Origin of the sequence: Crystallibacter degradans, assembly GCF_012952295.1 — a bacterium.
In the GTDB taxonomy this organism is placed as follows: Bacteria; Actinomycetota; Actinomycetes; order Actinomycetales; family Micrococcaceae; genus Crystallibacter; species Crystallibacter degradans.
The window spans coordinates 82,478-107,856 of the sequence record NZ_JABBCH010000010.1 but is presented as its reverse complement, the minus strand read 5'-3'; the positions used below and the strand labels follow the sequence as shown (position 1 = coordinate 107,856).

General features: G+C 66.3%; 24 protein-coding genes. 19 read left to right on the top strand and 5 right to left on the bottom strand.

The features are described 5' to 3' along the window. Positions 1-125 precede the first annotated feature (125 nt). The 3 genes from pdhA to HGO92_RS15725 are packed head-to-tail and all read left to right on the top strand — an operon-like array spanning position 126 to position 3,648. Positions 126-1,223, top strand: coding sequence for a pyruvate dehydrogenase (acetyl-transferring) E1 component subunit alpha (gene pdhA / locus HGO92_RS15735; RefSeq protein WP_169996465.1), 1,098 nt, complete (start codon positions 126-128; stop codon positions 1,221-1,223). Further along, a complete protein-coding gene (locus HGO92_RS15730) occupies positions 1,220-2,230 on the top strand; it encodes an alpha-ketoacid dehydrogenase subunit beta (RefSeq protein WP_169996463.1) in 1,011 nt (336 codons plus the stop codon). The genes pdhA and HGO92_RS15730 overlap by 4 nt, the downstream gene beginning before the upstream one ends. Next, positions 2,230-3,648 (top strand): dihydrolipoamide acetyltransferase family protein, encoded by a 1,419-nt coding sequence (locus HGO92_RS15725; RefSeq protein WP_169996461.1) that lies wholly within the window; start codon positions 2,230-2,232, stop codon positions 3,646-3,648. The genes HGO92_RS15730 and HGO92_RS15725 overlap by 1 nt, the downstream gene beginning before the upstream one ends. A 3-nt stretch (positions 3,649-3,651) precedes the next feature. Here the strand turns inward: HGO92_RS15725 and HGO92_RS15720 are convergent, their stop codons facing one another. Both HGO92_RS15720 and HGO92_RS15715 read right to left on the bottom strand, forming a co-directional pair. Further along, the gene (locus HGO92_RS15720; RefSeq protein ID WP_169996459.1) at positions 3,652-4,119 is read right to left on the bottom strand and encodes a GNAT family N-acetyltransferase; all 468 of its coding nucleotides are present in this window, start codon (positions 4,117-4,119) and stop codon (positions 3,652-3,654) included. A gap of 34 nt (positions 4,120-4,153) precedes the next feature. Next, on the bottom strand, positions 4,154-4,816 hold the full coding sequence (locus tag HGO92_RS15715; protein ID WP_169996457.1) for an SACE_7040 family transcriptional regulator: 663 nt from the start codon (positions 4,814-4,816) through the stop codon (positions 4,154-4,156). Positions 4,817-4,975: 159 nt separating this feature from the next. Between HGO92_RS15715 and HGO92_RS15710 the strand changes: the two genes are divergently transcribed. The 12 genes from HGO92_RS15710 to HGO92_RS15655 all read left to right on the top strand — a co-directional run bounded on the left by HGO92_RS15710 (position 4,976) and on the right by HGO92_RS15655 (position 18,258). Then, positions 4,976-6,580, top strand: coding sequence for a carboxyl transferase domain-containing protein (locus tag HGO92_RS15710; protein WP_169996455.1), 1,605 nt, complete (start codon positions 4,976-4,978; stop codon positions 6,578-6,580). Between the two features lie 5 nt (positions 6,581-6,585). Next, positions 6,586-8,730 carry an ATP-binding protein gene (locus tag HGO92_RS15705; protein WP_169996453.1) on the top strand — a complete coding sequence of 715 codons (2,145 nt, stop codon included), beginning with the start codon at positions 6,586-6,588 and terminating at the stop codon, positions 8,728-8,730. Continuing rightward, positions 8,723-9,898 carry an acyl-CoA dehydrogenase family protein gene (locus HGO92_RS15700; protein ID WP_169996451.1) on the top strand — a complete coding sequence of 392 codons (1,176 nt, stop codon included), beginning with the start codon at positions 8,723-8,725 and terminating at the stop codon, positions 9,896-9,898. The genes HGO92_RS15705 and HGO92_RS15700 overlap by 8 nt, the downstream gene beginning before the upstream one ends. Before the next feature lie 39 nt (positions 9,899-9,937). Beyond that, complete coding sequence (locus tag HGO92_RS15695) at positions 9,938-10,708, top strand: 3-oxoacid CoA-transferase subunit A (protein WP_169996449.1); 771 nt, start codon at positions 9,938-9,940, stop codon at positions 10,706-10,708. Positions 10,709-10,710: 2 nt separating this feature from the next. Continuing rightward, a complete protein-coding gene (locus HGO92_RS15690) occupies positions 10,711-11,364 on the top strand; it encodes a CoA transferase subunit B (RefSeq protein ID WP_169996447.1) in 654 nt (217 codons plus the stop codon). A gap of 11 nt (positions 11,365-11,375) precedes the next feature. Further along, positions 11,376-11,942 carry a MaoC family dehydratase gene (locus tag HGO92_RS15685; RefSeq protein WP_240974681.1) on the top strand — a complete coding sequence of 189 codons (567 nt, stop codon included), beginning with the start codon at positions 11,376-11,378 and terminating at the stop codon, positions 11,940-11,942. Further along, the gene (locus HGO92_RS15680) at positions 11,942-12,751 is read left to right on the top strand and encodes an HpcH/HpaI aldolase/citrate lyase family protein (protein ID WP_169996443.1); all 810 of its coding nucleotides are present in this window, start codon (positions 11,942-11,944) and stop codon (positions 12,749-12,751) included. The genes HGO92_RS15685 and HGO92_RS15680 overlap by 1 nt, the downstream gene beginning before the upstream one ends. 60 nt (positions 12,752-12,811) lie before the next feature. Beyond that, entirely contained in the window at positions 12,812-13,477 is a 666-nt protein-coding gene (locus HGO92_RS15675) for an SDR family oxidoreductase (RefSeq protein WP_169996442.1), read from the top strand. A 123-nt stretch (positions 13,478-13,600) separates the two neighbouring features. Beyond that, complete coding sequence (gene dxr / locus HGO92_RS15670) at positions 13,601-14,812, top strand: 1-deoxy-D-xylulose-5-phosphate reductoisomerase (protein WP_169996440.1); 1,212 nt, start codon at positions 13,601-13,603, stop codon at positions 14,810-14,812. Further along, positions 14,809-16,158 carry a site-2 protease family protein gene (locus tag HGO92_RS15665; RefSeq protein WP_169996438.1) on the top strand — a complete coding sequence of 450 codons (1,350 nt, stop codon included), beginning with the start codon at positions 14,809-14,811 and terminating at the stop codon, positions 16,156-16,158. The genes dxr and HGO92_RS15665 overlap by 4 nt, the downstream gene beginning before the upstream one ends. A 92-nt stretch (positions 16,159-16,250) precedes the next feature. Further along, positions 16,251-17,933, top strand: a complete 1,683-nt coding sequence (locus HGO92_RS15660; RefSeq protein WP_169996436.1) for a hypothetical protein — start codon at positions 16,251-16,253, stop codon at positions 17,931-17,933. Between the two features lie 34 nt (positions 17,934-17,967). Further along, entirely contained in the window at positions 17,968-18,258 is a 291-nt protein-coding gene (locus HGO92_RS15655) for a YciI family protein (protein WP_169996434.1), read from the top strand. Here the strand turns inward: HGO92_RS15655 and HGO92_RS23810 are convergent. Further along, positions 18,249-18,500 carry a hypothetical protein gene (locus tag HGO92_RS23810; RefSeq protein ID WP_240974687.1) on the bottom strand — a complete coding sequence of 84 codons (252 nt, stop codon included), beginning with the start codon at positions 18,498-18,500 and terminating at the stop codon, positions 18,249-18,251. The two genes, HGO92_RS15655 and HGO92_RS23810, sit on opposite strands and share 10 nt — an antisense overlap. Here HGO92_RS23810 and ispG point away from each other — a divergent pair. From ispG to HGO92_RS15635, 4 genes are all read left to right on the top strand, one after another. Further along, on the top strand, positions 18,385-19,515 hold the full coding sequence (gene ispG / locus HGO92_RS15650; protein ID WP_240974680.1) for a flavodoxin-dependent (E)-4-hydroxy-3-methylbut-2-enyl-diphosphate synthase: 1,131 nt from the start codon (positions 18,385-18,387) through the stop codon (positions 19,513-19,515). The genes HGO92_RS23810 and ispG overlap by 116 nt on opposite strands. Next, a complete protein-coding gene (locus HGO92_RS15645) occupies positions 19,469-20,395 on the top strand; it encodes a GNAT family N-acetyltransferase (protein WP_346768980.1) in 927 nt (308 codons plus the stop codon). Before ispG ends, HGO92_RS15645 begins: the two co-directional genes overlap by 47 nt. A gap of 131 nt (positions 20,396-20,526) precedes the next feature. Continuing rightward, positions 20,527-22,326, top strand: a complete 1,800-nt coding sequence (locus HGO92_RS15640; protein ID WP_169996428.1) for a proline--tRNA ligase — start codon at positions 20,527-20,529, stop codon at positions 22,324-22,326. Continuing rightward, positions 22,323-23,132 (top strand): sulfite exporter TauE/SafE family protein, encoded by an 810-nt coding sequence (locus HGO92_RS15635; protein ID WP_169996426.1) that lies wholly within the window; start codon positions 22,323-22,325, stop codon positions 23,130-23,132. The genes HGO92_RS15640 and HGO92_RS15635 overlap by 4 nt, the downstream gene beginning before the upstream one ends. Before the next feature lie 27 nt (positions 23,133-23,159). Here the strand turns inward: HGO92_RS15635 and HGO92_RS15630 are convergent, their stop codons facing one another. Continuing rightward, complete coding sequence (locus HGO92_RS15630) at positions 23,160-24,143, bottom strand: aminoglycoside phosphotransferase family protein (protein WP_169996424.1); 984 nt, start codon at positions 24,141-24,143, stop codon at positions 23,160-23,162. After that, positions 24,140-25,378, bottom strand: a complete 1,239-nt coding sequence (locus tag HGO92_RS15625; protein WP_169996422.1) for a DUF4439 domain-containing protein — start codon at positions 25,376-25,378, stop codon at positions 24,140-24,142. The genes HGO92_RS15630 and HGO92_RS15625 overlap by 4 nt, the downstream gene beginning before the upstream one ends. Position 25,379 lies beyond the last annotated feature (1 nt).

Here is a 25,379-nt window from a genome sequence, read left to right as displayed (position 1 = left end):
AGTATCGTCACAACTACCTGCCGGCAATGGCGTCGGGAGGTCTGCAAAGGTGCCGTGGGATCCACAAGATCCGCGGGACCGACACAACGAGAAAAGGTTGCGTGCATCAAGTGTCCTTACATGGCATGAGGTCAGTATCCGGGGAAAATCTCGTCCAGCTGCTGACACCGGAGGGAACCCGGGTTGCCGGTCCCTACGGTGAATGGGTGGCGGATATCGACGGGGCCCGCCTCCAGGGGCTGTACGAAGACATGGTGGTGGTGCGCCGGGTAGACCAGGAGGCGACCGCCCTGCAGCGCCAGGGTGAACTGGCACTCTGGCCCCCGTTGCTGGGACAGGAGGCGGCGCAGATCGGATCGGGCCGGGCGCTTCGCAAGGACGATTTCGTCTTCTCCAGCTACCGCGAGAACGGCGTGGCCTACTGCCGCGGCGCCGACTACACGGACATGATCAGGGTCTGGCGGGGGAACGCACCCTCCGGCTGGAACCCGTATGAGATCAACATGGCCACGCCGCAGGTGATTATCGGGGCACAGACCCTGCACGCTACCGGCTACGCCATGGCAACCAAGCTCGACGGCGCAGACGCCGTGGCTGTAGCGTATTTCGGCGATGGCGCCACCAGCCAGGGCGACGTCAACGAGGCCATGGTCTTTGCGGCCAGCTTCCAGGCACCGGTGGTCTTCTTCTGCCAGAACAACCAGTGGGCGATTTCCGAACCGGTCACCCTCCAGTCACAGCGGGACATCGCGGACCGCGCCCCCGGCTTCGGTATTCCGAGCGTGCGCGTGGACGGCAACGACGTACTCGCCTGCATGGCCGTGACACGCGAGGCCCTGGAGCGGGCGCGCAGCGGCGGCGGACCAAGCTTCATTGAAGCGGTCACCTACCGCATGGGTCCGCATACGACGGCGGACGATCCCACCAGATACCGGGACCCGAACGAGCTCGAAGACTGGAAGGGCCGCGATCCCATCGACCGGCTGGCCAAACTGCTGGAGGCCGAAGGACTGCTGACCGGTGACGTCACGGACAGGGTGAACGCCAAGGCGGACGAGGTTGCCGCGCAGCTGCGGCACGGCTGTGTAACACTGCCCGAGCCCGGGGACCTGGACGTGTTCAACAACGTCTACACCACACCGCACTCGGTGCTGGAGCGCCAACGGGACCACTACTCCCGTTATCTTGCCTCGTTCGAGGCTGCAGGGGGAGGCACGCGATGAGCACCATGACTTTTGGCCGGGCTATCAACACCGGCCTGCGTAGGGCAATGGAACACGATTCCAAGGTTGTCCTGATCGGCGAAGACATCGGCAAGCTGGGCGGTGTTTTCCGCATCACTGACGAACTTCAGAAAGACTTCGGTGCCCACCGGGTCATCGACGCCCCGCTGGCGGAATCCGCCATTCTGGGTACAGCCGTGGGTATGGCGTACCGCGGATACCGGCCGGTGTGCGAAATACAGTTTGACGGGTTCATCTATCCGGCGTTCAACCAGATAGTGAGCCAGGTGGCCAAACTGCACTACCGCACCCAGGGGAGGGTCAAGATGCCGCTGACTATCCGGGTTCCGTTCGGCGGCGGAATCGGAGCAGCGGAGCATCATTCGGAATCGCCGGAGGCTTATTTCATGCATACCTCCGGCCTGCGGGTGATCTCGGTATCCAACCCGCAGGATGCATTCGCGATGATCCAGCAGGCCATAGCCTGCGATGACCCGGTGCTCTTCTTCGAACCCAAGCGGCGGTACCACGTCAAGGGGGAGGTGGACGAAGAGGTTGATCTGGGATCCTTCTCCCTCGAGCAGGCTCGGGTGGAGATCGCCGGCGAAGACGTGACGTTGGTGGCGTACGGTGCCCTGGTGCAGGTCGCCAAGGACGCCGCCCTGGCGGCGCGGGAGGAAGGTATCTCGGTGGAAGTCATCGACCTGCGCTCGCTGTCTCCGCTGGACTTCGCCACGCTGGAGGCCTCGGTTCGCAAGACCGGCCGCCTTGTGATCACCCATGAAGCGGCCATGACGGGAGGACTCGGTGCGGAGGTGGCAGCGAGCATCACCGAACGGTGCTTCTACCATCTGGAACATGCACCCGTCCGTGTCACCGGATTCGATATTCCCTACCCGCCGGCAAAGATGGAACACCATCATCTTCCCGATCTGGACAGGATGCTGGACGGCGTGGACCGCGTCCTGGGCCGGACGAATTCGCTCAGCGGTCTGGAGGGGAATTGATGGGAATCAAGGTCTTTAAGCTGCCGGACCTGGGCGAAGGTCTCACAGAGTCGGAAATCGTCAGCTGGCACGTTGCCGAAGGCGACAGGGTGGAGCTGAACCAGATCCTCGGCGAAGTGGAAACCGCAAAGGCCGTCGTGGAACTGCCGTCACCGTTTGCCGGCGTCGTCACCGTCCTGCACGAAGCCCCGGGCAGCACGGTCAATGTGGGCGAACCGATTGTTTCCTTCGAAGTGGCCGGCTCCGGCGACCCGTCCGAGAACGGCACTGGCGGCCGGTCTTCAAACGGTGCCGCCACCGCCACGGCGGGTGGCCGTGAGGCGAACCTGGTGGGCTACGGCGCACAGGCCGAAGCATCAGGCGCACCCAGGCGCCGCCGTCGGGCCGGTGCCGTTGGGACAGGCGGAGGGGTTCCGGTGGCCAGGACGGCTCCGGCACGCGAACCAGCTGCTGCAGCCCGCGCCCAGCCTGCCGGGGAGCTGGCGGAATCCGGGAAGGAACGGCCGCGGTCCACGCCTCCGGTCCGCAAGCTGGCCCGGGACTTGGGCATTGATCTCGCTGAGATAACCGGAACGGGCGAGCAGGGGTTGATCACGCGGTCCGACGTCGAACGTTTCCACACCGGCGCTACTGCCGGGGCCGGCGAACGGGGTAGGGAGCAGCCGGCTGCCGCAGCCACCACTGCGCGTGCGGGCGGATGGCTGGCGGGTGCGGCGGAACGCGAAAGCCGCATTCCGATCAAGGGCATGCGCAAGCACACGGCCGCCGCGATGGTGGCCAGCGCGTTTACCGCTCCGCATGCCACGTCGTTCCTGACCGTGGACGTCACACCGACCATGGAGTTGCTGGCCAAACTGCGGGACAGCCGTGCCTTCAGCGGCATCAAGATCACGCCGCTGACCGTACTGGCCAAGGCGCTGTGCATCGCGCTGGAGCGCAATCCCTCGCTGAACTGGCGCTGGGACGAGGCCAACCAGGAGATCGTCCGGCAGAACTATGTGAATCTGGGCATCGCTGCCGCCACGGAGCGGGGGCTGATCGTGCCCAACATCAAGGACGCCCACGCGCTGGACCTGCGCCAGCTCGCCCTGGCACTGGGCGAGCTGACCGGCGCGGCAAGATCGGGCAAGACAGCCCCGGCAGACCTGACCGGAGGAACCATTTCGATCACGAATATCGGCGTCTTCGGCATCGACGCCGGTACCCCCATCATCAACCCGGGGGAGGCAGCGATCCTGGCCATGGGCGCGGTCCGTAGGCAGCCTTGGGAATACCAGGGCGGCATCGCCCTGCGCCAGGTCGTCACCCTCAGCCTGTCGTTCGACCACCGACTTGTGGACGGACAACAGGGGGCGACGTTCCTGGCCGACGTCGGGACCATCCTGGCCGAGCCGGGGATGGTCCTGACGATGGTGTGAGGGCTAGAGAAGTTCCAGAATTTCTTCGGTGACCACGGCGGCCCGGGCATTGGCAAAGCCCTGGGCCTCGCCGATGGCCTTGAAGCCGGCCTTCTCCAGGACCTTGATCGAACCGAGGTTGTCCTTGACGGCCCGGGCGCGGATGGGGCGGGCGGTGAATTCGGCGAGGAATTTCTCCACGGCTGCGGTGGTGATGCCGCGGCCCCAGTGCGATTTCGCCGTCCAGTAAGTTAGCTCCGGGTAGCCGTCCGAGGGGTAGGCCATGATGCTGCCCACCACTTCGCCGTCGGCGGTGACGGTGCGGACAGTGATGGCCTCGTCGTTGAGGATATTCTGCCAGTGGTGGTTGAACACTCCACGGTCGGAGGGGTTTTTGGCAGTGAAAGCAGCCATACGGTTGGAGTCGGGATCCTGCTGGTACTCGAAGAACTTGTCGAGGTCGGCAGGTTCCACTGGGCGTAGCTCAATCATGGCAAACCTTTCGGCTAGGGGTCTTTATTGAAGCCTACTCGGCTTTCAGTGCTGCCCATGCCATTTGTTCCAGCAGATTGCGCCGCCATATCTTGTCCCGCACCGGCTTGCCCCGGTGGGTGATGTGCGGCGTGGAGTTGATCAGGCCGAAGGCAGCATGGGCACGCACCCGCAACCGCGCCGGCTCCTGCCCGGGGAGCACTCGGGAAAGGACGGCCACCCAGACTTCGACGTACGCCCGCTGCAGGGCCCGCACGGCCTGTGAGTCTTCCGGGGGCAGGCTGTCCAGGTCGCGGTCGTGGACACGGATGACGTCCGGATTGCGCAGCGCAAAGTCCACCTGGAATTCGATCAGCCCGCGCAGGGCTTCTTCAGGACCCGGGGAATTTTCGACTACGGCTTGTCCGCCGTCGAGCAGGTCCTGGCTCACTCCGGTCAGCAGTGCGGACAGCACCGCATGCTTGCTGCTGAAGTGCCGGTAGACAGCGGGTCCGCTGACGCCCGCGGCGGAGCCGAGGTCCTCGATCGAGACGCCGTTGAACCCGCGCTCCGCGAACAGCTTCGCGGCGGCGGACAGCAACGCGGCCCGGCGCGAGGCCTTCGCCAGGCTCCGGCCGGTGACCCTGCCCGTATCGGCACTGGCCACAGGCCCTGGACCCGCTGGTGAGCCGGCTCCGGTAGCTGAGCTAGGGGACATGTACGTCCCTCCTGTTCGGATGAATGCTGGACAATTCGGTTAATGCGCACTAACCTGAATTTCAGTTAGTACAGACTAACCAAAAGCGTGTTCGTTGACCAGCCTGCTGAACGGCAGCGGGACTGGAAAATGGCACCTACCGCGCGAAGAAAGATGTCGATGGAGACACTGCCTTCCCGGGTGGACACTACCAGCCCGGGCTACTTGGAGAACGAAGCGGCGCAACGCGCACTGGTTGAGGATCTGCGCGGCAAGCTCGCGACCGCGGCGCTTGGCGGACCGGAAAAGTCCCGCCGGCGCCATGTGGGCCGCGGCAAACTGCTACCGCGCGATCGCGTCGATGCGCTGCTGGACGAGGGCAGCCCCTTCCTGGAACTCTCGCCGCTGGCCGCGGAAGGAATGTACGACGGCGATTCGCCCGGCGCCGGGATCATCACCGGGATCGGACTGGTGCATGGGCGCCATGTCCTGGTGATCTCCAATGACGCCACGGTCAAGGGTGGAACCTATTACCCGATGACGGTGAAGAAGCATCTGCGCGCGCAGGAAGTGGCGCTGGAAAACAACTTGCCGTGCATCTACCTGGTGGATTCCGGAGGCGCCTTCCTGCCCAAACAGGACGAGGTCTTTCCGGACCGCGAGCACTTCGGCCGGATCTTCTACAACCAGGCCAACCTCTCGGCGCGCAAGATCCCGCAGATCGCGGCCGTCCTGGGCTCGTGCACGGCCGGCGGCGCCTACGTCCCGGCGATGAGCGATGAAACGGTCATCGTGCGCAACCAGGGCACCATCTTCCTGGGCGGTCCGCCGCTGGTGAAGGCTGCCATCGGCGAAGTGGTCAGCGCCGAGGACCTCGGCGGCGGCGACGTCCACGCCAAGATCTCCGGCGTGACCGACCACTTGGCCGAAACCGACCAGCACGCCCTGGAAATCGTCCGCGACATCGTCTCCACGCTGCCCGTAGTCGAGCCGGCCTGGGAGATAGCGGCCGGGGAACCGCCGTCGGCAGATCCAACGGAACTCTATGGATCGGTGCCCACGGATGTAAACGCTTCCTACGACGTGCGGGAGGTGATCGCCCGGGTGGTCGACGGGAGCCTGTTCCACGAGTTCAAGCGGGAGTACGGCGCCACGCTGGTCACCGGCTTCGCCCGAATCCACGGACACCAGGTCGGGATCGTGGCCAACAACGGCGTGCTCTTCAGCGAGTCCGCGCTCAAGGGCGCCCACTTCATTGAGCTCTGCGACCAGCGCGGCATCCCGCTGGTCTTCCTGCAGAACCTCTCCGGGTTCATGGTCGGACGCGACTACGAAGCCGGCGGCATCGCCAAACACGGCGCCAAGATGGTCACCGCTGTCGCCACCACCCGGGTACCCAAACTGACCGTCATCATCGGCGGATCGTTCGGCGCGGGCAACTATTCGATGTGCGGGCGCGCCTACTCGCCGCGCTTCCTCTGGATGTGGCCGGCCAGCCGGATCTCGGTGATGGGCGGCAACCAGGCCTCGTCGGTGCTGTCCACGGTGAAGCGCGACCAGATCGAAGCCGCGGGCGGCGAATGGCCGGCCGAGGAGGAGGAAGCCTTCAAGGCGCCCATCCGCGAGCAGTACGAGGCGCAGGGCAACCCGTACTATTCCACCGCCAGGCTCTGGGACGACGGGATCATCGACCCGGCGGACACCCGCCGGGTCCTTGGCCTCGCGCTCGATGTCTGCGCCCGCCAGCCGCTGCCGGAGACGTCCTTCGGCCTGTTCAGAATGTGAGCGCCATGCCCGAACAGCTCTTCACTACGGTACTGATCGCCAACCGCGGGGAAATTGCCTGCCGGGTGATCCGCACCTGCCGCCGGCTGGGCATCCGCACGGTCGCGGTCTATTCCGACGCCGACGCCGGTGCCCGGCACGTGCGTGAAGCCGACCTTGCGGTCAGGATCGGCCCGGCGGCGCCTACCGCCAGCTACCTGACCATCGAGGCCATCATCTCCGCCTGCCGCCAGACCGGTGCCGAGGCCGTCCACCCCGGCTACGGCTTCCTGAGCGAAAGCCTCGCCTTTGCCGAGGCGCTGGAGACTGCCGGCATCACCTTCATCGGGCCGAATGTGAAGGCCATCGGCGTCATGGGGGACAAGATCCGGTCCAAGAACCACGTGGCCGGCTACCAGGTGCCGGTGGTGCCTGGCCTGGCCGAACCCGGGCTGAGCGATGAACAACTGATCAACGCCGCCAACGGCGTGGGCTACCCGCTGCTGATCAAACCCTCGGCCGGAGGCGGCGGCAAGGGCATGCACGTGGTGGACGGCCCTGACCAGCTGCCGGCCACCCTGGCCACCGCCCGGCGCGTGGCTGCATCCGCGTTCGGGGATGACACGTTGTTCCTGGAGAAGCTGATCCGCAGTCCGCGCCACATCGAGGTCCAGGTACTGGCGGACAACCACGGCAACGTTATCCACCTGGGCGAACGCGAATGCTCCCTCCAGCGCCGGCACCAGAAGGTGATCGAGGAAGCCCCCTCGCCGCTGCTGGACGAAGCCACCCGCGCGAGAATCGGCGAGGCCGCCTGCAACGCCGCCCGCAGCGTGGACTACAGCGGGGCCGGCACAGTCGAATTCCTGGTTTCCGACGAGACCCCGGACGAGTTCTACTTCATGGAGATGAACACCCGGCTGCAGGTGGAGCACCCGGTCACGGAACTGGTCACCGGGCTGGACCTGGTCGAATGGCAGCTGCGCGTGGCAGCGGGTGAGCCGCTGGCGATAGCCCAGTCCGACGTCGTTCTCATCGGTCACGCGGTGGAAGCGCGCGTCTATGCGGAGAATCCGGAACAGGACTTTTTGCCATCGGCCGGAACGGTGCTGGGGCTGCATGAAGCATCCGGCGACGGCATCCGGGTGGACAGTTCGCTGCTGCCCGGGCTGGAAATTTCCAGCAGCTACGACCCGATGCTCGCCAAGGTCATTGCCTGGGGCGAGGACCGGGAGGAGGCCCTGGACCGGCTGGACGGGGCGCTGGGGGAGACCGTGGTGCTGGGCGTGCCCACTAACGTCGAGTACCTGAGGCTGCTCCTGAACGACGACGACGTGCGCGCCGGGCGCCTGGACACCACGTTGATCGAACGGAAACTGCCGCATCTGGCGTTCCGCCGGGTCACCGACGGGGAACTCGTGGCTGCTTCGGTGGCCTGGCTGGAGGGCAGACGGGGCGGACGGGAAGCCCGGCTGCCGCAATCCCGAATACCCGACTTCCCGCACCCTGACTCTCCGCAACCGGATTCCCTGCGGGCTGATTCCCCTTGGGCGGCCGGCGATGGCTGGCGGGTGGGCAGCGCCGTGCCCACGGTGGTCAGTTTCGCCATGCCCCATGGGGAACCTCGCGAGGTTGCGCTGACCCGTCTAAGTCCCGGGAGCACGGGCAGCCAGGCAGTCTTCCGCGCGGAAGTAGCCGGCAGCAGCTTTACGGTGAGCCTTGAGCAAGAGGCGGGAGCCGCCGTCGTCAATGGGGTGCGGAAGCCCTTTCGCCATGCCGTCGACCTGAGCACCGGGACCATCTGGATCGCCGACGCCGGGTTCTGCGTCGGGCTGACGGTGCGGGACCGGAAGCGCCGGTTGGCCGAGGCGCTGGAGCGGATCCACCGCGAGGAGGGCGAGCTGTCACCTGAGGTGCGCTCGCCGATGCCGGGCACCGTGACCGCGGTCGCCGTGAGCAACGGGGAGCACGTCGAGGCCGGGCAGACCGTGCTGACCGTGGAGGCCATGAAAATGGAGCACCAGCTCACCGCGGCCGTGGCCGGAGAAGTAAGTATCCATCTCAAACCCGGCGATCTGGTCAAAGCCGGCCAGATTGTCGCCGTCGTCGTCGCAGCAGATCCTGCCGGCGGGGCGGAAACAACGGAACAGAAGGAAGCCGAGCATGCCTGATTTTTCCCTCAGCGAGGACCACCAGGACCTGGTGGATGCCGTCCGGGACTTCGCCGACCAAGTGGTGGCCCCGGTGTCCGCCAAACACGACGAGGACCACACCTTCCCCTACGACGTGGTCAAACAGATGGGCGAAATGGGCCTCTTCGGGCTGCCCTTCCCGGAGGAATACGGCGGCATGGGCGGGGACTACTTTGCGCTGGCGCTGGCCTTGGAGCAGCTGGGCCGGGTGGACCAGTCGGTGGCCATCACCCTGGAAGCAGGCGTCTCGCTGGGCGCGATGCCGATCTACCGCTTCGGCACGGAGGAGCAAAAGGCCGCGTGGCTGCCCATGCTCGCCAGCGGCCAGGCGCTCGCCGGCTTCGGCCTGACGGAACCCGAGGCCGGATCGGACGCCGGCGGCACCAAGACCCGGGCCCAGCTGGTGGAGGGTGGCCAAGGGAACGAGTGGGTCATCAACGGCAACAAAGAGTTCATCACCAACTCCGGCACGGACATCACGAAGCTGGTCACCGTCACGGCGGTCACGGGCACCTCGGAGCGGGAGGACGGGAGCACCAAGAAAGAGATCTCCACCATCCTGGTGCCCACCGACACCCCGGGCTTCACCGCGGAGAAGGCCTACAACAAGGTCGGCTGGAACGCTTCGGACACGCATCCGCTCACGTTGAAGGACGTGCACGTGCCGGAAGCCAACTTGCTGGGGGAACGCGGCCGGGGCTACGCCAACTTCCTGCAGATCCTGGACGAGGGCCGCATCGCCATCGCTGCGCTCGCCACCGGAGCCGCGCAGGGTTGCGTGGACGAATCGGTGCGGTACGCCAAGGACCGGCAGGCCTTCGGGACCAACATTGGGTCCTTCCAAGCGATCCAGTTCAAGATCGCCCGCATGCAGGCCCGCGCGCACACCGCCCGGCTAACCTACTATGACGCCGCGGCCAGGATGCTTGCGGGCAAGCCCTTCAAAACCCACTCCGCTATTGCAAAGATGGTGGCAGGCGAAGCGGCCATGGACAACGCCCGCGACGCCACGCAGATCTTCGGCGGATTCGGGTTCATCAACGAGTTCCGGGTGGCACGGCATTACCGGGATTCGAAGATCCTCGAAGTCGGCGAAGGAACCACCGAAGTGCAGCTGATGCTCATCGCCCGCGAACTCGGGCTCTGACCGCGCACCGGCCACGATCGACGGAAGGCTAGGGACAACGTGATTAACAAGGTTGTAGGCAGCGCGGCGGAGGCCGTGGCCGATATCCAGGACGGGGCCTCGCTGGCCGTGGGAGGTTTCGGCCTGTGCGGCATCCCGGTGACCCTGATCCAGGCCCTCCACGATCGCGGCACCAAGGACCTGGAAACCATCAGCAACAACTGCGGCGTGGACGATTGGGGCCTGGGCGTGCTGCTGGCAGACGGCAGGATCCGGCGGACCATCAGCTCCTACGTGGGCGAGAACAAGGAGTTCGCCCGGCAGTATTTGGCCGGCGAACTCGAGGTGGAGCTGACCCCGCAGGGCACGCTGGCCGAGAAACTTCGCGCCGGCGGTGCCGGCATTCCGGCCTTCTATACGACGGCGGGCGTCGGCACGCAGGTCAGCGAAGGGGGACTGCCGCAAAAGTACGACGCCGAGGGGAACGTTGCGATTGCATCGGCACCTAAGGAGGTGCGCAGCTTTGGCGGCGCGGACTACGTGCTTGAAGAGTCGCTGCGGCCCGACTTCGGGCTGGTGCATGCGTGGAAGGGCGACCGGCTGGGCAACCTGATTTACCACGTGACCGCGATGAACTTCAATCCGCTGGCGGCCATGGCAGGCAAGGTCACGATCGCCGAGGTGGAGGAACTGGTTGAACCGGGCGAGCTGGATCCGCAGCACATCCACACGCCGGGCATCTTCGTCCAGCGCGTGGTGGTGGCCGGCGACGTGGAGAAACGGATCGAGAAGCGTACGGTCACCGAGGCCGGCGCGGGGAAGGGGAACTGACGATGGCACTGACGCGCACCGAACTCGCCGCCCGCGTAGCCAAGGAGCTGCGCAACGGCCAGTACGTGAACCTTGGCATCGGGATGCCTACCCTGATCCCTAACTACATTCCGGACGATGTGGAGGTGGTGCTGCACTCCGAGAACGGAATCCTCGGCGTCGGGCCCTATCCCACGGAGGAAAACCTCGACCCGGACCTGATCAATGCCGGCAAGGAAACGGTCACGCTCAACCGGGGCGCGGCGATCTTCGACTCGTCGACCTCTTTCGGCATGGTCCGCGGCGGACACGTGGACGTGGCGGTCCTCGGGGCGATGGAAGTGGCCGAAAACGGGGACCTGGCCAACTGGATGGTGCCGGGCAAGATGGTTAAGGGCATGGGCGGAGCCATGGACCTGGTCTTCGGCGCCAAGCGGCTGATCGTGATGATGGAGCACGTGGACCGGAAGGGCAACCCGAAGATCCTCAAGAGCTGCTCGCTTCCGCTGACCGGCAAGGGCTGTGTGGACCGGATCATCACCGACCTGGCCGTCATCGACGTCACCGAAGACGGGCTGGTGCTGCGCGAAGTGGCGCCGGGTGTCAGCGTGGACGAGGTCGTGGCTGCCACCGGTGCCGACCTGAACATCGAAGAACACGAGGTCGACGACGTATGAGCACCGGAAGTATGGGCACAGGAAGCAGCGGAACGCCGGGCGAGGACCTGCGGACCACCATCACCCAGCGCGGGCTCTACTACGACGAGCTCCAGCCCGGTACCGTCTACGCGCACCGGCCGGGCCGGACCATTACCGAAGCGGACAACGTCCTGTTCACCACGATGACCATGAACAGCCAGGCCCTGCACCTGGATGCGGACTGGTCCGCATCGCAGCCGTTCGGGCAGCGACTGGTGAACTCCATGTTTACGCTTGCCACGGTGGTTGGGCAGTCCGTCACCCAGCTCACCCAGGGCACTATCGTGGCCCAGTTGGGACTGACGGACATCAACTTCCCGCATCCGCTCTTCCACGGCGACACGCTGTACACCGAGACAACCGTGACCGACAAGCGGCTCTCGGCCTCACGGCGCGGGCAGGGGATCGTCACCATGAGCCATACCGGACGCAACCAGCACGAGGACATTGTCGCCACGGCGGTGCGCAGCTGCCTGATGTGGACCGAAGAAGGGCACCGGCAGAGCCAGACCGAGCCGGAGGCCAGGAACCGCTTCCGGAACCAGGAGCTCGGCTGATGTTTGCCATGGGCCCGGCCATCCTGTTCTGTCCCGCGGACCGGCCCGAGCGTTATGCCAAGGCGGCGGACCGTGCGGACGCGGTCATCCTGGACCTGGAGGACGCCGTAGCGCCGGCGGACCGGGCGCAGGCCCGGCAAGCCGTGATCGACAACCCGCTGGATCCGGGGCGGACCATCGTGCGCGTCAACCCGCTCGGAACCGAAGACCACTCCCTGGACATGGCGGCGCTGCAGCGTACCGGCTACACCACCATCATGCTGGCCAAATCCGAGAATGCGGACGCCATTGCCGGGCTGGGCGGGTACGACGTCGTGGCGCTGTGCGAGACGGCGCTGGGCGTCCTCTCCGCCCCTGACATCGCGCGCACCGGGAACGTCGTTGCGCTGATGTGGGGGGCGGAAGACCTGCTTGCCTCGCTCGGCGGGACCTCCAGCCGCAACGCCGGCGGGACCTATCGGGACGTCGCACGGCAGGCGCGCTCGCAGGTACTGCTGGCGGCCGCTGCCTACGGCAAGACGGCCATCGATTCGGTTTATGTGGATATTCCGGATCTGGACGGCCTGGCTGCCGAGGCCGACGACACCGTGGCCTGCGGATTCGGTGCCAAGGCCGTGATCCATCCGAGCCAGATACCGGTCATCCGCGCCGCCTACCTCCCATCCGAGGCCGCCGTTGCCGATGCCGCGGCGCTACTGGAGGCCGCCCGGACGGAACCGGGTGTGTTCCGTTTCCGCGGGAAGATGGTTGACGGCCCGCTGATCAAGCACGCCGAGCAGACGCTGCGCCGGGCCGGGCTGGCAGGCTGAATGGCGGGCTGGCATCGGACGGGTTGGAATAGCCTGCACTGAAGTGTGGTTGCACCGGTCATGCGCATAGTTATTGCAGGTGGACATGGAAAAATCGCACGCGAACTGACCAGGATCCTGGCCGCGGGCCGGCATGAGGTGGTTGGTCTGATCCGCAAACCGGAGCAGAGCGCCAACCTGATGGTGGACGGTGCCATCCCCGAGGTGGTGGATCTGGAGAGCGCCTCGGTGGACGAGGTCGCAAAAATCCTGAAGGGCGCCGATGCGGCGGTCTTCGCAGCAGGTGCCGGGCCGGGCAGCGGGGTCGAACGGAAGGAAACGGTGGACCTGGGCGCCGCCGTGCTGCTGGCGGATGCCGCCGAGGCAGCCGGTGTCGAGCGCTTTATCCAGATTTCCTCGATGGGCAACGATCTCGTCCGCGACGGCGCTACACCGGAGGGCATGGACGAGGTCTTCGTCGCCTACCTGCGGGCCAAGCTGGCAGCCGAAGAGGACCTCAAAACCCGCGACCTGAAGTGGACCATTGTCCGTCCCGGCCAATTGACCGACGACGCCGGCAGCGGCATCGTCCGCCTGGACCTGGTGGAGGAGCGCGGTCCCGTGCCGCGGGCGGATGTTGCCGCCGGGTTGGCGGAATTGCTGCACACGGGTGCCGGTGAGCGCCAGCTCCTCAACCTGATCTCCGGAGATGTTCCGGTCAAGGAAGCAGTAGCCGCCTTCGCCTAACTGTGGAGGCCAGCTGCTGAGCCTAGCCAGAACACTCCGAACGACCGGTGCGATGAACTCCCACCGGTCGTTGTGTCTCTCCGGGTGCCGCTGGCCGGGGTTGGGTGCGGGATACTGGAAGATATGGATTTTCTTAGCGACCCAGAGGCAGCCGGCCGGCCACGGAAAGTAGTGCTGCTGGGGTCCACCGGTTCCATCGGAACCCAAGGCATCGATGTGATCGACGGCGCCCCGGACCGGTTCGAAGTGACAGCCCTTGCTGCCGGCGGCGGCAATCTGGAGCTGGTAGCCCGGCAGGCAGTCCACACCCGGGCGGAGGCGGTCGGCATTGCCAGCGGAACGCGGGAGGACCTGGCTACGGCGATCAAGGCAGCTGCCGCGGACGCGGGCATCTGCGGCTACGAGCCCGAACTTTTTGCCGGCCACGACGCGTCGGCGAGCATCGCCGCCTGGCCGAACGCCGACGTCGTACTCAATGGCATTACCGGCTCGATCGGCCTGGTGCCGACCCTGGCGGCGCTCGAAGCCGGCCATCTGCTGGCGCTGGCGAACAAGGAGTCCCTTATCGCCGGGGGCGAGCTGGTCAAACGGGCCGCGAAGCCCGGCCAGCTGGTTCCGGTGGATTCTGAGCACTCCGCCCTGGTCCAGGCGCTGCGCTCCGGCTCAGCGGCCGAAGTGGACCGGCTGATCGTCACCGCGTCCGGCGGGCCGTTCCGCGGCAGGACCCGCGCGGAACTGGGCGCCGTGACCCCGCAGCAGGCACTGGCGCACCCCACCTGGGACATGGGCCGGATGGTGACGACAAATTCGGCCACCATGGTCAACAAGGCGCTTGAAGTCATCGAGGCGCACCTGCTCTTCGACGTGCCGCTGGAGAAGATCGATGTGGTGGTGCACCCGCAGTCCGTGGTCCACTCCATGGTCCAGTTCGTGGATGGCTCGACCATTGCCCAGGCATCGCCGCCGGATATGCGCCTGCCCATCGCGCTGGGGCTCGGCTGGCCGCAGCGGGTTCCGGGAGCGGCGAGGCCGTGCGACTGGTCCAGCGCCGTGACGTGGACCTTCGAGCCGCTGGACGACGAGGTGTTTCCCGCGGTCCGGCTGGCCAAGCAGGCCGCCGCCCAGGGCAGCACCTTCATGGCCGTCTACAACGCCGCCAATGAGGAAGCAGTGGACGCTTTCCACGACGGCATGATCGGTTTTGTGGATATCGTGGACATCGTCGCCGCTGTGGTAGCCGACCACGCCGGCTCCGCGGAACTGACCGTGGAGTCCGTGCTGGCAGCAGAAACGTGGGCACGAACCGAAGCCCGCAAACGTTTAGGAATGATGTGACCGTACTTCTCTTTATTCTCGGAGTCCTCTTCGTCGCGGTGGGCATTGCGCTCTCCATCGCGCTGCACGAAGTGGGCCATCTGCTGCCGGCCAAACTGTTCAAGGTCCGTGTCACCCAGTACATGGTGGGCTTCGGGAAGACCCTCTGGTCGAAGAAAAAGGGCGAAACCGAGTACGGCGTCAAGGCGATTCCGCTCGGCGGCTATGTCTCCATGATCGGAATGTACCCGCCGGCGAAGGACAAGACCGGCGCGGCATCGGTGCGCCAGTCCAGCACCGGCATGTTCCAGCAGCTGGCCAACGACGCCCGGCAAGCCGAGGCGGAGCGGCTGCAGCCGGGCGACGATAACCGCGTGTTCTACAAACTGCCGGTGTTCAAACGCATGATCATCATGCTCGGCGGCCCGTTCGTGAACCTGGTGATCGGCGTGGTCCTGCTCGGGATTGTGATGGTGGGCTTCGGTGCGGCCCAGCCCAGTACCACCATCAGCGAGGTCAACAAGTGCGTGGTCAGCGCCGCGCAGCAGGCCGAAACCGGGCAGACCGACTGCCTGCCGTCGGATCCGCAGGCACCGGCAACCGCCGCGGGAATCCTGCCCGGTGACACCGTCACGTCCTTCGACGGCAAGCCGGTAACGGACTGGTACGAACTCACCCGCTGGATCCGGGACGCCGCCGGCGAGGCCACGCCCATCACGCTTGAGCGCGACGGGCAGAGCATCAGCACCACCATCACGCCGGTGCTCTCGGAACGTCCGGTCTTCGACGAGTCCAACGAGCTGGTGCTCGATGCCAACGGCGACCCGGTAATGGAAGAGGTCGGCTTCGTGGGCATGGGCTCGACCCAGGAACTGGTCCCGCAGCCGGTCACGGCCGTGCTGCCGGCGGTGGGGGAGAACCTACAGGCGATTGCCGGCGTCGTGCTTAATCTGCCGCAGCGGCTGGCCGATGTCGCCGAGGCCGCCTTCAGCGACGCCCCGCGCGACCCTAACGGTCCGATGAGCGTGGTGGGCGTGGGCAGGATCGCCGGCGAGATCAGCGCGATGGAGGAAATCCCGTTCGAGGCGCGGGCGGCGTCGCTGATCGGTTTGGTCGGTTCGGTGAACCTGGCTTTGTTCGTGTTCAACCTGATCCCGCTTTTGCCGCTCGACGGCGGACACGTTGCCGGGGCGCTGTGGGAAGCGGTTCGCCGCGGCTTCGCCAAGCTGTTCCGCCGGCCGGATCCGGGGCCGGTGGACATTGCCAAGCTGCTGCCGCTGACCTACGCGGTGGCCATCCTGATGATGGGCATGGGCGCGCTGCTGATCTACGCCGACATCGTTAAACCGGTCAACATCTTCGGGTAGCAACGCAGGCCCGAACCGCCTGCATCGGAACCTCCACAACGACGACGGCGGCGCTGGCTACACTGGCAGCAGAAGCGACGTATGGAGGTGGCATGTCCAAGCACGGCAGCGGCAAGTCCGGATTGTCTCGGGTACTGGCCGCGTCGGCGTTGGCCGCGGCGCTGGTGCTCAGCGGTTGCACGGCCGGACAGAACGGCAGGCCCGGCGCGTCGGGGACGGCAGCGGAAAGCGGGTCCGACCGGGACGAAAACCGGGTCTACCTCAGCACTGCCGCCGCGGAGCCTGCTGTCATCAAGGGGACCGACGCCGAGGCAGCGCTGGCCGCCAGCCAAACCCTGTTCCAGTCCAGCCCGGTGGCTGTGGTTGCCCCGGGAGGGGACGCCGCTGCCATCGAAGCGGCCGCCGCCGAGGCCGGTCCCGCCGGAGCGCCGCTGCTGCTGGCCGGGGACGGGCTCGAGGCCGAGCTGCAGCGGCTTGGTGTCCGCCAGGTCAAGGCCTTCGGCGCGCCGGCCGGAGCTGCCGAATCCGCGGCGGCTGAGGCTTCCCCCGGTCCGTCCGGTCCGTCCGGGTTGCCGGAACCCACCGGAACTGCCGAAGCTGCCCGAACGGACGAAGCCACCGGGACAGCAGTCTCCGGAACCGCGGCAGCCTCCGGCCCGGCGGAGTGGGAAAGCGTTCTGGGCGGCGTCGAGATTCTTGGTCCGGACCAACCCTTGGACGAGGTTGCGGGCGCGGAAGAAGCAGCCCCGTTCTCGGTGCTGCTTGGCGAAGATGTCCGGAAGGACCTGCCGGCCACCATGGCCGTGCTTCAGGCCGCCGGTGTGCGCACCCACGTCGATGCCGCGGCCGACCCCCGGGCCGACCCGGAAACCATAGACTTTCTGCGCGCCGAACCGGAGCACAACATTCTCGCCATTGGCGCGGACTTCGGCAGCACGGCGCAGTTCGCCGCCCGGACCGAAACCGCCATGACGGCAGCGGAACTGCCCGGGGGAGGAATGCTGGCCTTCCCATCGCGGCGGATGGTCGCACTCTACGGCCACCCGTCCGGTCCGGCGCTGGGGGCCCTCGGCGAACAGGATGTGGAGGCCACCATCGACCGGGCCAAGAAGCTGGCCGGCGAGTACAAGGGCCTGAGCGACGAGCCGGTAGTTCCGGCGTTCGAGATCATTGCCACGGTCGCCACCGGATCCGCTGGCGAGGACGGCGATTATTCTTCCGCCACTGACATCGACCTGCTGCGGACCTGGGTAGACGCCGCAGGCGAAGCGGGCGTGTATGTGGTGCTGGACCTGCAGCCCGGCCGAACCGACTTCCTCACCCAGGCCAAGGCCTACGAGGAACTGCTCAAGGAACCGCATGTCGGCCTGGCCCTGGACCCGGAGTGGCGGTTGCAGGACGGCGAGCGGCATATGGAGCAGATCGGCTCGGTGACCGCGGCAGAAGTCAACGAGGTCAGCGACTGGTTGGCCCGGCTGACGCTGGAGAACAACCTGCCGCAGAAGGTGCTGATCCTGCACCAGTTCCAGTTGCGGATGATCTCCAACCGGGAGCAGCTTGAGACCGGGCATGACGAGCTCGCCGTCGTCATCCATGCCGACGGCCACGGCGGACCGGGACAGAAGCTGGAGACCTGGCGCGCGCTGCGGCAGGACCTGCCCGACGACGTGTGGATGGGCTGGAAGAACTTCTACGATGAAGACACTCCGATGTTCTCCCCGGAGCGGACCTACGGCGACGTTAAACCGGCGCCTTGGTTCGTGTCCTACCAATGATTAACCCGGCCCTGAGGGCAGGTAAGGTGTCGGCATGAGTGTTTTTGCCGTCGAGTATGTTTACGCCGCCGATACCGAAGAGGGCCGCGACGAGTACCGTGCCGCCCACCGCGAATGGCTGAAGGGGTTCGTCAACGAAGGCCGCCTGCTGGCTTCGGGCCCGTACGCCGACGGCACCGGCGCGCTGCTGCTGTTCACCGCCGGGAGCGAAGGCGCCCTGCTGGAGGAACTGAAGCAGGACCCGTTCAATGTGCAGAACTTTGTTTCCGGCCTGCGGGTGACCGAGTGGAAGCCCGTGACCGGAGCCTTCGCCGACTACGCATGATCTTTCCCACAGCTGGCCGGTATCTTCGCAAGATCCGGGTTGCCGGAGGATAATGAAAGCTGTTCTGCAAACTGCCCCCTGGAGGATGTTTTGACCTCGGTCAACCTTGGAATGCCAAACGCACCGCTGCCTGTCCTGGCGCCGCGCCGTAAAACGCGCCAGATCAAGGTCGGCTCGGTTGGCGTTGGATCGGACTCGCCGGTCAGCGTCCAGTCCATGACCACCACACCGACCACGGACATCAACGCCACCTTGCAGCAGATCGCCGAGCTGACGGCGTCGGGCTGCGACATTGTCCGGGTAGCCTGCCCCAGCGCCGATGACGCCGAAGCGCTGCCGATCATTGCGAAGAAGTCGCAGATCCCGGTCATTGCCGACATCCACTTCCAGCCGAAGTATGTTTACGCTGCGATCGACGCCGGCTGTGCGGCAGTGCGGGTGAACCCGGGCAATATCCGCAAATTCGATGATCAGGTCAAGGAGATCGCCAAAGCCGCCAAGGATGCCGGAGTGTCCATCCGGATCGGCGTCAACGCCGGCTCGCTGGATCCGCGCCTGATGCAAAAGTACGGCAAGGCCACCCCGGAGGCACTGGTGGAGTCGGCCGTCTGGGAAGCTTCGCTCTTCGAAGAGCATGACTTCCACGACTTCAAGATCTCCGTTAAGCACAATGATCCGGTAGTGATGGTGCGCGCCTACGAGCTGCTGGCGGAGCGGGGCGACTGGCCGCTGCACCTCGGCGTTACCGAGGCCGGTCCGGCTTTCCAAGGCACCATCAAGTCCGCAACAGCTTTCGGCGCCCTGCTCTCCAAGGGCATCGGCGACACCATCCGTGTTTCCCTCTCGGCACCGCCGGTGGAGGAGATCAAGGTCGGCAACCAGATCCTGCAGTCGCTGAACCTGCGTCCGCGCAAGCTGGAGATCGTGTCCTGCCCGTCCTGCGGCCGCGCCCAGGTGGATGTCTACACGCTCGCAGATGAGGTCACCGCCGGACTGGAAGGCATGGAAGTTCCGCTGCGCGTGGCTGTTATGGGCTGCGTTGTCAACGGACCAGGCGAAGCCCGCGAGGCGGACCTGGGCGTAGCCTCCGGCAACGGCAAGGGCCAGATCTTTGTGAAGGGCGAAGTCATCAAAACTGTGCCAGAGGACCAGATTGTTGAGACACTCATCGAAGAAGCAATGAGAATTGCGGAGGAAATGGGGGAGACCGATGGCGAAAATGCTGTCAAGGGTAGCCCCGTGGTTAACGTCAGCTAACCGGCTGCGCACGGATTCCGGCTGCGAAGCCGCGGCGGCGCTGGGGCATGCCGAAATCCGGGTCCTGGACGAAGGGGACACGCGTCGGCTCTGGGATCTGGTGAAACAGGATCCGGTGTCCAACGTGTTCCTCGCCGCGCATCTGGAAGCCGCAAGAACCGCTGCGCCCACCCCTTCGGGCGCTGAAATCCTCGGTTACTTCGCCGAGGGTGCTTTGGCCGGTGCATGCTGGAGCGGGGTCAATCTTGTGCCCACGGCGCTCACTGCCGAACAGGGCACCAACCTCGGCCAGTTTCTGGCCTCCAGCAACCGCCGGACGTCGTCCATCTTCGGCCCGGCGGAAGCCGTGCTGGGCATCTGGAGTTCCTTCCAGCACAATTCCACCCGACCCTTCGATGTCCGGCCCAACCAGCCACTGATGGAACTGCGCGGCAAGCCCGCCGTGGCTGCGGATCCGGCGGTCCGCTTCTCCACCGGGGCGGACCTGGACGTGCTGCTGCCGGCCTGCGTGGCCATGTTCGAAGAGGAAGTCGGCTATTCCCCGATGGCTGCCGGTGGACACCACTACCGCCAGCGCGTGCGGAGCCTGATCGACAAGGGGCATTCGCTGGTCTACCGCGAGCCCGGCGGTGAAGTAGTTTTCAAGGCCGAGCTAGGCAACGTCTCGGCCGATGCCGTGCAGATCCAAGGCGTATGGATGAACCCGGCCTACCGCGGCAAGGGACTTGCGGCAACGTACATGGCCGCCGTCGTCGAACTTTCGCGCAAGTTCGCCCCGGTGGCGAGCCTGTACGTCAACGACTACAACCAGCGTGCAGTTGCCGCCTACCAGCGCGTGGGCTTTGAGCAGGTCGGCACCTTCGCCACCGTGCTCTTCTAAAAAGCCGCAGTCCAACAGGATGCGCTCCCGGCGACACTCTGCCCCAAATTCACCCGAACCGCCCGGCGACCGTAGGATTAGTTACTGATCTGCTGTTGCGACACAACGAACTTTAGAAACGGAAACCAAGCGTGGTCCTGCGACTCTCCACCCTGTTCCTGCGCACTCTGCGCGAAGATCCCGTCGACGCCGAGGTGGCCAGCCACCGGCTGCTGGTCCGCGCCGGGTACATCCGCCGCGCGGCTCCCGGCATCTACTCCTGGCTGCCGCTGGGGCTGAAGGTGCTGGCCAAGGTGGAAACCATCATCCGCGAGGAGATGACGGCCATCGGCGCCCAGGAAGTCCATTTCCCGGCGCTGCTGCCGCGCGAACCGTATGAGGCCACCAACCGCTGGACCGAGTACGGCGAGGGCCTCTTCCGCCTGCAGGACCGCAAGGGCGCGGACTATCTGCTGGCTCCCACGCACGAGGAAATGTTCACGCTGCTGGTCAAGGACCTGTACTCCTCGTACAAGGATCTGCCGGTCTGCCTGTACCAGATCCAGACCAAGTACCGCGACGAAGCGCGCCCCCGTGCCGGGCTGCTGCGCGGCCGGGAGTTCATCATGAAGGATTCGTATTCCTTCGATATTGACGACGCCGGACTCGAGGACAGCTACCAGGCCCACCGCGGCGCCTACCTGCGTATTTTCGAGCGGCTGGGACTCGAAGTGGTACCCGTGAAGGCCACCGCGGGGGCCATGGGCGGATCCAAGAGCGAGGAATTCCTGCACCCGACCGGGGTCGGCGAGGATACCTTCGTCCGCTCGGCCGGCGGTTACGCGGCCAATGTCGAAGCGGTCACCACCGTGGTTCCGGCAGAGATCGACTTCACCAACGCGCCCGAGGCCGAGGTCAAGGACACCCCGGACACGCCGACCATCGACACCCTGGTGGCGGCGGCCAACGAGCTGGCGCCGCGTCCCGAGGGTGAATGGACAGCTGCGGACACGCTGAAGAACGTGGTCCTGGCTGTCACCCTGCCGACCGGGGAGCGCCAGGTGGTGGTGCTCGGTGTGCCGGGCGACCGCGCCGTGGATCTCAAGCGGGTCGAAGCCAACATCGGCGGCTTCCTGCCGATCGGCGGGGAAATCGGCATCGAGGCTGCCAACGAAAACGACCTCAAGAAGCACCCGGGCCTGGTCCGGGGCTACATCGGCCCGGGCGAGAGCCTGAACGCGGCGGTGCTCGGCACCGAAGGCAAGACCGGACTGCTGTACCTGGTGGACCCGCGCGTGGTCTCCGGAACCAGCTGGATCACCGGCGCGAACGTGGACGGCAAGCACGTCTTCGGCCTGGTGGCCGGCCGCGACTTCACCTGGGACGGCGTCATCGAGTCCGTCGACGTGCGCGCCGGCGACGAAGCCCCTGACGGCTCCGGTCCGCTCGAGGCCGCACGCGGCATCGAGATGGGCCACATTTTCCAGCTGGGCCGCAAGTACGCCGAGGCCCTGGGCCTGCAGGTGCTGGACAAGAACGGCAAGCTGGCCACCGTCACCATGGGTTCGTACGGCGTCGGCGTCACCCGGGCCGTGGCCGCCCTGGCCGAATCGAACCACGACGACAAGGGGCTGATCTGGCCCCGCAACGTTGCCCCTGCCGACGTGCACGTCGTGGCAACCGGCCGCGGACAGGAAATCTTCGAGGCCGCCGACAAGCTCTCCGAAGAGCTCGCGGCCGCCGGACTGGAGGTCATCTACGATGACCGGCCCAAGGTTTCCCCCGGCGTGAAGTTCGGCGACGCGGAACTCATCGGTGTGCCGACCATCCTGGTGGTCGGCCGCGGCCTGGCCGACGGTGTCGTCGAGGTCAAGGACCGGGCCACGGGCGAAGCGCAGAACGTGCCCCTGGAGGACGCCGTCGCACAGGTGGCCGCCCTCGCCGGGAAGTGATCTCCGGACTCGAGGAACTGGAGCTGGCCACCATCATCCTTGTGGTGGTGGCCGGTTTCGCCGCCGGCTGGGTTGACGCAGTGGTTGGCGGCGGCGGGCTGATCCAGTTGCCGGCGCTGCTGCTCGTGCCGGGTATCAGTCCTGTGCAGGCGTTGGCGACCAACAAGATGGGCTCGATCTTCGGCACTACCACCAGCGCCATTACCTATTACCGGCGCGCGCACCCCGACCTGAAGACCGCGCTGCCCATGGCCGGGGTAGCGCTGGCGGGCAGTTTCGGCGGCGCGATCGTGGCCACGGTGCTGCCCTCGGAAGTGTTCAAACCGATCATCGTAGCGGCGCTCATCGCCGTCGCAATTTTTACTGCCCTGCGTCCGACGGCGGGCACCCTCACCAAGCTGCGCTACACCGGGGCGCGGCATTTCGGCACGGCCGCCGGCATCGGTCTGGTCATCGGGTTTTACGACGGGCTGATCGGCCCCGGAACGGGCTCATTCCTGATCATCGCGATGGTGGCCATGCTCGGCTACAACTTCCTGGCCGCCAGTGCCAAGGCCAAGATCGTGAACATGGCCACCAACTTCGGCGCGCTGCTGTTCTTCCTGCCCAGCGGCGCCCTGCTGTGGGGACTCGGCCTGATTCTGGGTCTGGCGAACATGGCCGGCGGCTACCTCGGCGCCCGGATGGCGGTAACCCAGGGCAGCAAATTCATCCGCGTGGTCTTCCTGCTCGTGGTCGCGGCCCTGATCATCAAGCTGGGCTACGACGTGGTGCAGGAGAACATCCTGGGGAAGCCGGGGGCTTAGGACCGAGGTATGCCACGGCGGGCCGGCCTACGGCAGTTGCAGTTCATGTGCGGGCGGAAGCCCCGGCAGGGTACGTCCGGCAAGCGTGGAGGCAACCCAGAGGGAACGTTGTGCGTGGCCGCTGCTGCCGTGCTGCAGATAGTCCAGTGCGTTGGACACCTCGCGGACGATGCTCCACTGCAGTGTGGTCTCCGGCTGCAGCTCCGCCGCTGCGCAAAGTTCCTCGCACCGGCGGACCAGGTGGGTTTCCGGATCTGTGGCGTGCAGGTCCGGTATCCGGTTCCAGAGCATCGGCGCCACCTCGAATTCCGCCTCGCCCAGCATGGGCTTCGGATCGATGGCCGCGAAACTGCGCGCAGTATCCGTCCGGGCCAGCACGTTCCCATAATGCAGGTCGGTGTGGACCAGCACATCGCGGGCTTCACGGCGCCCCACCGTGCCCCGGACCTGGCAGACCTCCAGTGCGCATTCGAGCAGCCAGCGGTCAAAGGGCTCGCCGAGCGCAGACCAGTCCGCAGGCAGCGAATCCGACCACTGCTCGGCCGTCGCCGCTACGGTTTCAAAGGATGGCCAACTCTCCGCCGCTTCGGGGGACCGGTGCAGCTGCCGCACCAGCGGTCCCCACACCGCCGCAGTCTCGTCCAGCGGGATATCGAGCAAGGACCGGTCGCCGTCCAGCCGCTCGAGCAACTGCACAAAAGGGTCCTTCCCGCTACGCAGCAGGGCCACGGCACCGCGACCGTCCCAGATCCGCAGCACCGCGGACTCGAGCAGCGCTTCATCGTGGGGAACCGCGAGCTTCAGCACCGCCGGTGTGCCGGACCGGGTGCGCACCGGCACTACTGCCGCCAGCTGCCCGAACCAGGGTCCGCCACCGGCGGGGTCCGCCTCCAACTGCCAGCTTTCGAACATGGCGGCGCACAGGTTGTTGAACTGCTGGAGCCAGCGGGAGCCGCCGGGTAACTGCAGCGCGTTGAGCCGCAGGTCGGCCGGGAGCTCCATCGGGATCATCGCGGGCCGTCCTTCGTCGCGGGCGCCGACGATGCTGCACCGGCAGTTTCGGACGCTCCGGAAGGGGAGACTGTGTTGCCGCTTGGCCGAAGGTCGAGGCCGGGGGTGAGCGGCGGCTCCCCGGTGATGGCCGCGATCCGCTCTGCCGCTCCCGGCAGGTCTGCGGCTGCGGCCGCCCGCAGTGCGCCGTCCCCAAGGGCCACCAGGTCGCCCAGCGCCAGCGCCGCTTCGTGTTCCGCATTGCCGAGCCCCTGCCACGGTTCGTCGAGGAAGCCCTCGGGAAGTGCATAGGCCGGCTCGCGCAGGGGCAGGTCCACGCAGGCGTCCGCGGCCAGCTCCTCCCAGCGCTCCATCAGGTCCCGATGCGCGGCGTAGTTCTCCGTCGCGGCTTTACGCTGTTCACCCGTGAGCCGGGGCAGCGCGGCCTGGTACAGGAACGCCAGCTTGTATTCACTCACAACGACGGCGGATACGGCCTGTGCTTCCGCCGGCAGTCCGCCCCCGGGCGCCGAAGACTGGGATTCCTGGTCTTGGGCGTCGGGCCGGGCACATTCCGTCGGCGGATCCACCACATCAGATCGCCAGGCCACCGGCTGTTCGGTGGTGGGATAAGCCTCGTGCAGCAAGGAGGCCTGGTTGAAAACCGACGCGCCGACGGAGGCCAGCAGGCGCGCAAGGCCGGGTTCCACCTCCAAGGACGCCGAGAGCAGGAAACGGGAGGTCGAGGCCAGCCGTTGCAGCGTGCTCTCCAGCATCGGCGCCGCTGCTTCGCGCGACGGCGGGTCGGCGGGCATGGGACCGGGTGCATCGGCTTCGGGGGTGCCAGCACCGTCTCCGGAATCGGAATCCGGAACGGCGGCTCCCGATGGCCAGGCGGTCTGCAGCGGGAACAGTCCGGCCTGCTGTTCCAGCGCGGAAGCGGCGCTCAGCAGCAGTATCGAGCCGCCGTCGTCGTTGTTTGAATTGCCCTCTGCCGAGGCGAGGTGACGAAGGTCTCCGGCTACTGCCAGAAGCCGCTGCCGGGCGTCCAGACGCGCCTGTTCGGTGGTGCTCAGCGGGGGAGGGACAGTCTCCAGGCTGGTGACGACGGTGCCGATGCTGACGACCAGTGCGGCGGCAAGCAAAAGCAGTAAGGTACGCCGGAAAAAGCGGCCGGCTCTGCCGCCGGCCTTGGTGCCGGCCGTGCCCTTGGCCGGCCGTCCTGACGTTGTTCCCACAACAGTTGATAATGTCATG